General features: G+C 60.3%; 5 protein-coding genes. All 5 read right to left on the bottom strand.

Annotated elements, in window-relative coordinates:
* Positions 1 to 399: 399 nt before the first annotated feature.
* Positions 400 to 1044 (bottom strand): ComF family protein, encoded by a 645-nt coding sequence (locus EDD75_RS07435; protein WP_170157758.1) that lies wholly within the window; start codon positions 1042 to 1044, stop codon positions 400 to 402.
* Between the two features lie 86 nt (positions 1045 to 1130).
* Complete coding sequence (locus EDD75_RS07430; protein ID WP_170157757.1) at positions 1131 to 2840, bottom strand: sensor domain-containing diguanylate cyclase; 1710 nt, start codon at positions 2838 to 2840, stop codon at positions 1131 to 1133.
* 202 nt (positions 2841 to 3042) lie between these two features.
* Positions 3043 to 4224, bottom strand: a complete 1182-nt coding sequence (gene metK / locus EDD75_RS07425; RefSeq protein ID WP_123930252.1) for a methionine adenosyltransferase — start codon at positions 4222 to 4224, stop codon at positions 3043 to 3045.
* An 85-nt stretch (positions 4225 to 4309) separates the two neighbouring features.
* A complete protein-coding gene (locus tag EDD75_RS07420; protein ID WP_123930249.1) occupies positions 4310 to 4549 on the bottom strand; it encodes a YlmC/YmxH family sporulation protein in 240 nt (79 codons plus the stop codon).
* A 92-nt stretch (positions 4550 to 4641) separates the two neighbouring features.
* Positions 4642 to 6045, bottom strand: a complete 1404-nt coding sequence (locus EDD75_RS07415; protein WP_245963103.1) for a phosphoglucomutase/phosphomannomutase family protein — start codon at positions 6043 to 6045, stop codon at positions 4642 to 4644.
* Positions 6046 to 6102 lie beyond the last annotated feature (57 nt).

The following is a 6102-nucleotide window of genomic DNA, read 5'->3' as shown; positions in this document are numbered from 1 at the left end:
CACTAAAACCTAATGAGGGCTCAATCCATCTTCCTTGCTTTCCCTCAAAGGACGCGGCATCCATACGCTCTACCACTGTTCAGTTTTCAAAGACCGGCTCCGGAGTTTTATCTTAGCATAGCCCCCGGACCATTGTCAAGCGATTTTCATAAACCGCGCCGGAGCGTCTGCCGCTAGGATTCTACGCCGGTTAAGGGCGCCTATGTGAATATCTCTGGGGAAGATCCTCCCGGTGTCCCGAAGAAAACGGAGCTCTCCCCGCGCAATAAAAACCTGTGGATAATGTGCATAAATCTGTGTATAACTGTTCTACCGAGGCTTTCGCCTGTGGAAACACCGAAAAAAATTTGTTATATTTGTCGAAAGCCCCTGCCACCGCCGGAAGGGCCGGTAACCGGTCTAGCGGGCATTTCGCGGAAAAGTGCGTCCCGCGCCGAGGACCAGACCGAAAACCTGGCGCGCGCCCCCTTCGAGCAGTGCGCTAGCAACCGCCGCCATAGTGCTGCCTGTGGTTAAAACGTCGTCCACTACTACGACCGTTTTCCCGCTGATTGCCCTCCGGTCGACAACGCTGAAGACCCCGGTCACGTTTACGTGGCGGGCGCTCCTGCCGAGTTGCGCCTGTGGTGGCGCTCCGGCATCTTTTGCCAGCACCGGCAAGTACCTGACACCACACTTTTCGCCAAGCGCCGCCGCGAGCAGTGCTGCCTGGTTAAAGCCGCGTTCCCCCAGCCGCTCCGGACTTAACGGCACCGGCACCAAGATCTCTCCCTGCCGGTACTGCGGCTCCCGCTCCCAGACCCCCGCCAGCAAGTCCCCTATGTAATCAACGGCGGCCCGGCGGCCGCCGAACTTTAGACGGTGTACAGCCTTCCGTAGTGCTCCCTCGTAGGGGAGCGCCGCGCGACAAAAAACGAACGGCCACTCCCGGGAGGCACACTCCCGGCATACCCCCGTCCCGGGGCCCCGGAAAAAGCGACCGCAGATGGGGCAAAAGGGCTCCGCCGCGGCCGCCGCTACAAAGCACCGGCAGCGGCTGCACAACCCTGCCGCCTCCCGCGAACCGCAAAGCGGACAACCCCGCAGGGGGAAAAGAAGGTTAAGAAGAGCCTTGCCAAACCAGGACGCCTTCATTGCGGCCGAAAATACCCCACGTCCCTTATGCCGCCCGCAGCTACGACGGTGTTGCCCCCCTGGGAGCTTGCCTCTTTGAGCGCCCGCGCTGCTTTCTGCAGGATGGCCGTGAGATCCGCACCATCAGAGGGGAAAACGGCCAGTCCAAGACTAATCTTGAGCCGCAGCGGCTCAAAAACGCCTTCTACCCCGAAAAGGTGGCCTTCAACTGCCTGCCGGAGACGTTCCGCCATTGTTTTCGCCACCCCTTCCGCCGCCCCCGGCAGGAGAACGGCAAACTCGTCGCCGCCGTACCGGGCGACTAAGTCGTGTGTCCTTACAACATTTCTGATCACCCGGGCCACCTCGCGGAGGGCAGCATCGCTGACAATTGGACCGTAAGCTTCGTTAAAGCGGCCGAAGTTGTCGATGTCGGCCAGAATGACTGCCAGCGGCTCGTCCCGTTCCAGGGCCGTCTCGCATGCCGCCTGCAACCGGAGCAAGAAATAGCGCCGGTTGAGTACCCCCGTGACCGGGTCGCTTTGCGCCAGGTGCTCGATCTGGTTGAAAAGCTGCGTGTTCCTGATGGCCACCGCGGCCTGTCCCCCGATTATCGTGAGCAGTGAGAGAGCACGTTCGTCAAAGGCGTACGGGCGCCGCTCCCCTAAGACAAAAATCCCCAGCACCTCATCTTCGGCCACCAGCGGGATGACCACCAGGGAACGCTCTGCCGCCAGAAAACTCCCCTCGTTCTTAAAGCGCACGTCTTCCCGGGTGTCGAAGATGATTTCGGGCTCCCGGTTTTCCGCAACCCAGCCCAGTATACTCTCTGGCCCAACCAGGCTTTCCTTTATCCGCCGCGAAAAAGGACCACTCACGGCGGCGGGCACGAAAGCGCGGCGCGTGGCCGACCAGATATAGATCACCCCGGTGCGGTAGGAGACCACCCGCCGGACGGTTTCGAGAATGAAATCAAGCGTTTTTTCCAGGGAAAGGGTCTCCCCGAGGCGCCGCGCAACATGGTAGAGCGCGTAGAGCTCCCGGTTGGTGAGCCAGAGCACCACGTAAAGGCGGAGAACGAACTGCAGAATCAGGACCGGAATGAAAAGGAGCACCGCCGCCCAGAAAGCCATTGCCTTCCAGAGAATGACCATAATGTAGGCCAGCGGGAGCGTAAAAAGATAGGTAACCGCGTCCCATTTGAGCGTCTCCCGCCAAAGCATCAACGGATGGTAACGCCGCCGCGGCAGAAGGTAGAGGTAGATTAGCAGGTGATTGACCACAAAATAGGTAGCCGTGAAAGCGAGAACCGATAAGGTATTGGTAAAGGCCTCTCTGTGGTGAACCGCACCCCCGGCCTCAAGGTAAACCAGGTAAGCAACCCAGAAAGCCACCACACACTGGGCACTGTTAAAAAGGCTGGCGCGCCAGGGTTCTCCCCGGCCAAAGAGCCGCTGTCCTAAAAGGGTCACCGTCCAGCCCGTCCAAATCACGGCAGGAAGACCGTGCGTCAAAAAAAGGGTGAGCGCCACCGCCCACCCCGCAGATAGCTGCCCCTGCGGCAAGGAAACGGTCAAGCCCTCGGCGGTCAACCAGAGAAGGCCGGTGACCATTATTTCCCAGAGGGCATCGAGATCAAGCGCCCCGGCTGTCCCGTAAAGCAGAGAAAAAGCGAGCAGAATCACCAGCCAGGTGTAAGCTAGGTGCAAAACCGCTCGTCGCCGCACATTTCCCACCATCGTTTAGTTCGACAACAATCTTCCTTTCCCTGCCGGAAAAGCAAAATGCCGGTGTTCAACCGGCATAAAAAAGGCAATGGTCGGCGAAAGGTCTAAGGCTCGCGTTTAAAGGCCGGGAAAAGGAAAGCGCAAAAGGAAAAAGGAGGCCTACGGCTGCGACGGGGCACTTGGCCGCCGCCGTCCGTCTGGATCACGCTTCTGCCCGCAGGATTTCAGCCTTATCGGTCCGCTCCCACGGCAAGTCGATATCGGTCCGGCCGAAATGGCCGTAGGCTGCCGTCTGCTTGTATATCGGCCGGCGCAGGTCGAAGTGGTCGATGATTGCGGCCGGGCGCAGGTCGAAGTGCTTGTGAACCAGCTCTACCAGCCTTTTTTCCGGTACCTTGGCGGTGCCGAAGGTTTCAACGCTAATGGAAAGCGGGCGCGCGACACCGATGGCGTACGAAACCTGGATCTCACAGCGGTCGGCCAGGCCCGCCGCCACAACGTTCTTCGCTACGTAACGCAGGGCGTAGCTTGCCGAGCGGTCCACTTTCGTAGGGTCTTTTCCCGAAAAGCAGCCGCCCCCGTGGCGAGCCATACCCCCATAGGTATCGACCATGATCTTCCGCCCCGTAAGCCCCGTATCTCCCTGCGGGCCGCCAACGACAAACCTGCCGGTGGGATTCACCAAAAAGCGCGTCTCGCTGTCAAGTAAATGCGGCGGGATAACCGGACGGATAACCCTGGTAAGGATGTCCTCCCGGATCGTCAGCAGGTCGATGTCCGGGTGGTGCTGGGCGGAAACAAGTACGGTGTGGACCCGCACCGGCTGGTCACCGTCGTACTCAACCGTCACCTGGGTCTTCCCATCGGGCCGCAGGTATGGCAGCTCACCGTTCTTGCGAACTGCAGCCAGCTGACGGGCCAGCCTGTGGGCCAGGACGATGGGAAGAGGCATCAGCTCTTCTGTCTCGTTGGTAGCATAACCGAACATCAAGCCCTGGTCGCCCGCGCCGATCGAGCTGTAGGGATCCTGGTCCTGCCCGCTCTTGATCTCCAGCGCCTTGTCCACACCGAGGGCAATATCCGGCGACTGTTCCTGAATACTGGTGATTACGGCGCAGGTCTCACTGTCAAAACCAAACTTCGCCCGGGTATAACCGATATCCCGGATCGTCTCGCGCACTATCGTGGGGATATCCACGTAACACCTGGTCGTAATCTCCCCGGCTACAAAAGCGAGGCCAGTGGTGACCAAGGTTTCGCACGCCACCCGGGCCTCGGGGTCCTGGGCCAGAATCGCATCGAGAATCGCATCCGATATCTGGTCGGCCATCTTGTCCGGGTGCCCTTCAGTAACCGATTCCGACGTAAACAGGCGCTTCGTCATCGTGCACGCTCCCTCGACCAAAATTCACCGTTAATTTTAGCAGCGGTCACCAGCCCTGTCAATAAGCGCAAGCTCGCGTTCGCCTTCACTCCTGAGGCATCATTTCGACCAGAACAGCATCCACCCCGATCTTTTTCACCTGCTGCCAGGGAATGATCAGGTCACGCCCCCACCGGAACAAGCCAAAATACCGCCTCCCCTTCCGGACCACCAGTGCGGTTACGCTTCCTTTCTCGTCGATATGCAGGTCAACGACAGGTCCGAGACGGCGCCCGTCAACAATATTGATGAAATCCCGCCGCGCGAGTTCAGAAGCTTTGAACAAAGCTCCCACCTCCCCTTTACCGGTATGCAGGCCAGGGAGAAATGGTTACGTGCGCGGCGTGGAGGCTTCGAAAACTCGGAAGCATCCCGCCTTTACGCCGCCGGAAGTTTCAGTTCCCGCCGCACTGCTTCATGAAGGGCGGTAACCGCATCGGTTGTGGCTGCCTCAGCGTAGACGCGAAAAACAGGCTCTGTACCGGAAGCGCGGATCAGGAACCAGGCGCCACTCGCCAGTTCAATCTTAACGCCGTCAGTTGTCGTGCGCTTGACCACCGCCGCGCCGTTAAACTCTGCCGGGCAAAAGTCTCTCAGGAGGCGGCGGATGCGCTCCTTTTCTTCCGGTGTGGTGTGGTAGTCAACCCGTGCGCTTACCAAACGGCCGAAGCGGGTGGCAAGGTCTGCCAGCAAAGCGCCTAACGATTTGCCGTGGGTGGCAACAATCTCTGCGGTCAGAAGGCCCGCCAAAATCCCGTCTTTCTCCGGAACATGACCGCGGATCGAAAGCCCGCCGCTCTCTTCCCCGCCGCAGACACAGCCGTGCTCGCGCAGGTAGGCGCCGATGTACTTGAACCCTACTGGCGTCTCGTAAGCGACTTCCCCGTACGCCGTCGCGATCCGGTCAACGAGGTGCGTGGTTGCCACCGTCCGCACCACGGGGCCCCGCCAGCCCCGTTTCTCAAGCAGGTGGTAGCAGACAAGCGACAGAATCTGGTTGGGCGAAATAAAGGTGCCGTCGGCGTCAATAACGCCCAGGCGGTCAGCATCGCCATCCAGAGCAAGTCCCAGATGCGCCTCCTTGGCAAGTACCAGCTCCCGCAGCTCCCCCAGACGGGCTGCGACCGGGTCCGGCAGGCCGCCGCCGAAAAGGGGGTCCCGCCGGTTATGAAGCGTGGTTACCGTTGCCCCTAACTGTTCCAGGAGCGCCTCAAGATAGCCGATTCCCGCCCCGTACATCGGGTCTACAACGACTTTTAGGCCCGCCCGGCGGATCGCTTCTCCGTCAACCAACCGCAAGAGATGGCGAAAGTAGTCCTCGCGCGGCGCAAGCGGCTGCTGCGGGGCCGGGGATACCATTGGTGGGGCAACCGGTTCGGCCAGGAAGCCCTCGATGCGGTGGGTGATGTCGGGCAGGGCCGGGCCCGCATATTCAGGAATAAACTTTATCCCGCAGTACTCCGGCGGGTTGTGGCTTGCCGTAAGCATCACCGCTCCGCCTGCGTTACGGTTTTTAATCGCGAAGGCCGCCACCGGCGTGGGCAACGCCCCTTCCGAAAAAAAGACGGGAATCCCCCAGCGCCGCAGCACGTCGGCCGCAGCCGCCGCAAAACGGTCCGCCAGGAAGCGGTTATCATAAGCGACCACCACTCCTCGCTCCGCAAGCCCCGCTTCCCGGAGGTAGGCCGCGATCGCCGCCGCCACCCTTTCCACATTCGCAAAAGTGAAATCGCGGGCGATTATCCCCCGCCAGCCGTCGGTTCCAAAGCTAATCTTCGCCAAACACTTCCCTCCCATCGTGGCTTCCAGGAATTTTCAAGCCAAATTCGACCCCGGCAG

Origin of the sequence: Thermodesulfitimonas autotrophica (genome assembly GCF_003815015.1) — a bacterium.
GTDB lineage: Bacteria > Bacillota > Desulfotomaculia > Desulfotomaculales > Ammonificaceae > Thermodesulfitimonas > Thermodesulfitimonas autotrophica.
This window is presented reverse-complemented; position numbering and strand designations above follow the sequence as displayed.